This is a genomic window from Streptomyces sp. NPDC007162 (assembly GCF_040634175.1).
In the GTDB taxonomy this organism is placed as follows: Bacteria; Actinomycetota; Actinomycetes; order Streptomycetales; family Streptomycetaceae; genus Streptomyces.
Genome location: NZ_JBEYFC010000731.1, coordinates 1 through 3,591 on the forward strand (window position 1 = coordinate 1; position 3,591 = coordinate 3,591).

Below are 3,591 nucleotides of genomic sequence, written 5' to 3' on the forward strand. Positions count from 1 at the left end.
CGCGGCGGCAGCGGCCGGCGACGCGGTCCGCAGGCCGCGTCGCCGGAACGTCGAGCGGCGGGACGGTACAGGGGGCTGATGAATCTCCCCGTACGCCCGTGCAGTCCCGGCCAGTACCGAACACACCAGGAGGGGCTCGTGCGGCAGCACTCCTTACCTCTGATCGGCAGGAAAAAGGAAGTCCAGGAGGTGGCCGGGGTTTTCCGCGCCACCGGCACGGACACGGCACGGACTCTGCTGGTCACCGGTCGAGCAGGGAGCGGTAAGACCGCCGTGGTGCATCAGGCCCGGCAGACCGTGGCGGCCGAGGGCGGCAAGGTCCTGCGGCTCGACTGGGACGCCGCCGAGAGCCCGCCCGGACCCGCCGCCTTGGCCGACATGGTGTGCGGTGTGCTCGCCAAGATCCATGACGGCCGGCTACCGGTCCGCGTCACCACCGTACGCAGGGTGCAGTGGCGGTCCTCCGGGCGCGGCGGTGAACTGCCACTGCTGTCCGTCATGGGCGAAGTGCTTGCGGACGCGGCGCGCTTCGTGCCGTTCGCCCTGCTTCTTGACGGCGCCGAACGGATGCCGCAGCCGACCGCGTCCGCTCTGGTGCTGCTGCTGCGCGCGTTCCGCCCGGCGGGGATCCCGGTGGTGATCGCAGGCCGCTCGGCGCCCGCCGGGTTCGGCGGTGGCCCGCACCTGTCGGCGGCCGCCGACCAGGTACTCGATCTGCCGCCGCTTTCAGCGTCCGTCATCGGCGAGCTGATCGCCCGGCGACTGGGCCGACCCGTCGAACCGGGTCTGGTGGCGGCCGTATCCCGTTCGCTGGGACCGCTGGCAGGCAACCCGGGGGCCGTGCTATCCGTACTGGCCACGCTGGAGGAGCGCGGCGGGCTGCTCGAACTGGACGGCCGGCTGTGTCTGGCCGAGCCAGAAGGGCGGCTGCGGCTGCGCACCGACGTGGCGGAGCTGGGCCGGCTCGGGTGGCCGGACGCCCCGCCCGACGCCGAAGCGCTGGAGACGGCGAGCGTGCTGGCCCGGCTGCTCGGCCGGGCGCCACTGTGGCTGGAGGATCTGAACCACGTGACGCAGCCGGCCGGCCCCCAGGCCGAGCCCGTCGGCCGGACGGTGGACCGGATGGTCAAGGACGGGGTGCTGGCCGTCGACCGGGTCGGCCGGATCACCTTCGCCGTCCCCGCGCTCGCGGCCGCGCTGCGCGCCCTGCCCACCAGCCTCGACGCGCGGGTCGTGCACGCAAGGATCGTCACCGCCGTGACCGACCGGCTGGGCGCCGCCACCGCCGGCACCTGCCATCCGCGGCTGAGCGACCACGTCCACGCCGCGGGCCGGATCCTGGACGACACGCTCGCCGTGCCGCTGCTGGTCAACGCGGCCCGCAGGTATGCCAGGGCGAACGGGCCGCGTGCCGTCCGCGCCTGCCTGTCGGCGCTGCGCCGACTGCCGCCGGGCGACCACAGAACGCCGGGCATACTGCGTGACGCCGCCGCGATCGGCCTCGGGTACGGCGGCCATGCCGAGGTGCTGGCGCTCGCCGATCCGCTGCTCGCCTGTCTGAAGGCGCCGCACGGCGCGGACCGGGACGGCCTGCAGAGTGCCACCCGGGCGTGGGCACTGGCGTCGCTGCACGAACATCGGTTCGGGTGCGTCGACGATGCGGAACGCCCATACCGTGCGGAGCTCGGCCGGATGCCCGCCGCCGCCCCGTTCGCAGCGCTGAGCGGCCGGTACGGGATGGGCCCGGTGCATCACTGGCCCGAGCCGGAAGGCGGCGACGCCGACGAGTCCGGCGGCCCACTGCCCTCGTCGGCCGAACTTCGACTGCTGGCCGCCGCAGTGGGCGACGGCGCCGGGATCGAACGCGCCCGGCGCGCTCTGCCGAAGGACGCCCTCGACGAGACCGCCATGGACCGGCTGCAGGGGGCCGCCGCCTACGGTGACCTGGCGGACGCCCTCAAGGCCGTGCTCGGCGACCGCTACGTCGGCGCCGGCGCCAGCACCGCCGGCCGCCACCACAGCCTGGTGCGCGACTACCTGGCGGGGCACTGGGACGACGCGCTGTCGGTCGCCCTGCGCATCGAGGCGCGTGGCCGGGCCGAGGGCATGGGCGAGGTGTGCCAGCCGGCCAGGGCGCTGGCCGCCGAGATCCATGGCGTCCGGGGAGATCTGGCACAGGCCCGCGAATGGCTTGGTCTGATCCCGGAATCCGTCACCCATCCGCTGATCGCCCGGGTGCGGCTGGGCGTGATGTACCGGTCGGGCTGGGCCGACGAGGCCTTCGCAGAGGCATGGCGCGGCGTGAAACGGGCGCGCCAGGACGGGCTGCTCGCCGGCCTGGACGGGCTGCTGCTGCGGATCATCTCCTTCGGCATGCTGGAGGAGAGCAGCGTCCCCGCCGCCCGTCGGGCGCTGGAGGAGCTGGAGGCCCTCAACGAAGAGGCACCCTCGCTCATAGCCCGGGAAGCGCTGCTCATCGGGCGCGGCGCTGTGCTCCGCGACGCGGACACCGCGCTGGCCGGGCACCGGCTGATACTTCAGCGCGGCGACCGGTTCCTGGCCGTCTTCAGCGCCCACAGCATGGCGAAGGCCAGCGACGACCCCCGGCCCTGGCTGGCCGAGGCGGCGCGCGACGCGGGACGGCTGAAGGCCGGACGCAACGTCCGCGCCATGCTCGGCCAGTCGGCGCGGCGGCACAACATGCCGTTGCCCAGGAGCCGTTCGACCAGCGACGAGTTGAGTGAGCGGGACATCCGACTGCTCGAGATGGTCAGCGACGGGGCCACCAACCGGCAGATCGCCGCACGGCTGGCGTGCAGCGAGAAGACCGTCGAGCAGCGACTGACCCGGCTGTACCAGCGCACCGGGTGGCGCTCCCGGGTGGAATTGGCCGCCGCCTGGCTGGACGGCAGCCTGGCTCGGCTCGGCCTGGTGCCGGACGCGCAGCCGAGCCCTACCGCTGCGCAGTCCGGTCCGGGAGAGAGCTGAACGGGCAGGCAGGATCCGTTGTCCCCACGGACAACGTCACCGCGCGGGGGCCGGCGCGGCCCGCGCCGCTTCCTAGGCTGGGCGGGTAATCCCGCTGCGGCCCTGCGGTCCGTCGGTCCGCAATCCCTCTGCGGCCTGCGGACGGACGGACCGCAGGCCGCCCAAGGTCGGCATGGAACACCACGAGCCCGCAGGAGACGGTCCGATGAGCACTGTGGTCGTGAAGCGCTCACCTCGTGCGCCCGGCCCGGAGGCTCCGGAAGGCCGGATCGAGCTGGCCGAGCCGCCGGTACTCGGGGAGCCCGCGACCGCGGACTTCAGCTCGGTGCTGGTGTACCTGCCGATGGCCCTGGGCGTGGGTGCCATGACCATGATGTTCACGGTAGGTGCCCGTTCACCGTCCACGTACATGATGTCCGGGATGATGGGCGTCGCCATGATGAGCATGGGGCTCGGCCAGATCGGCCGACGCGGCGCGGAGCGCAAACGCCGGATGCGTGCCGAACGCCGCTGACCCTGGCCGCGGTCCTCGCGGCCGGCGGCACCGCGGTCGCGGTCACGCTGGTGCAGCGCGGCGGGACCGCGGGCGACCAGACGCGGGTC

2 protein-coding genes are annotated in these 3,591 nt (G+C 73.9%); both read left to right on the top strand.

Annotated elements, in window-relative coordinates; translation table 11 throughout:
- Positions 1-138: 138 nt before the first annotated feature.
- Positions 139-2,988, top strand: coding sequence for a LuxR family transcriptional regulator (locus ABZ646_RS42955; RefSeq protein WP_360532161.1), 2,850 nt, complete (start codon positions 139-141; stop codon positions 2,986-2,988).
- 205 nt (positions 2,989-3,193) lie between these two features.
- Complete coding sequence (locus tag ABZ646_RS42960; RefSeq protein ID WP_360532164.1) at positions 3,194-3,502, top strand: hypothetical protein; 309 nt, start codon at positions 3,194-3,196, stop codon at positions 3,500-3,502.
- Positions 3,503-3,591: the final 89 nt, after the last annotated feature.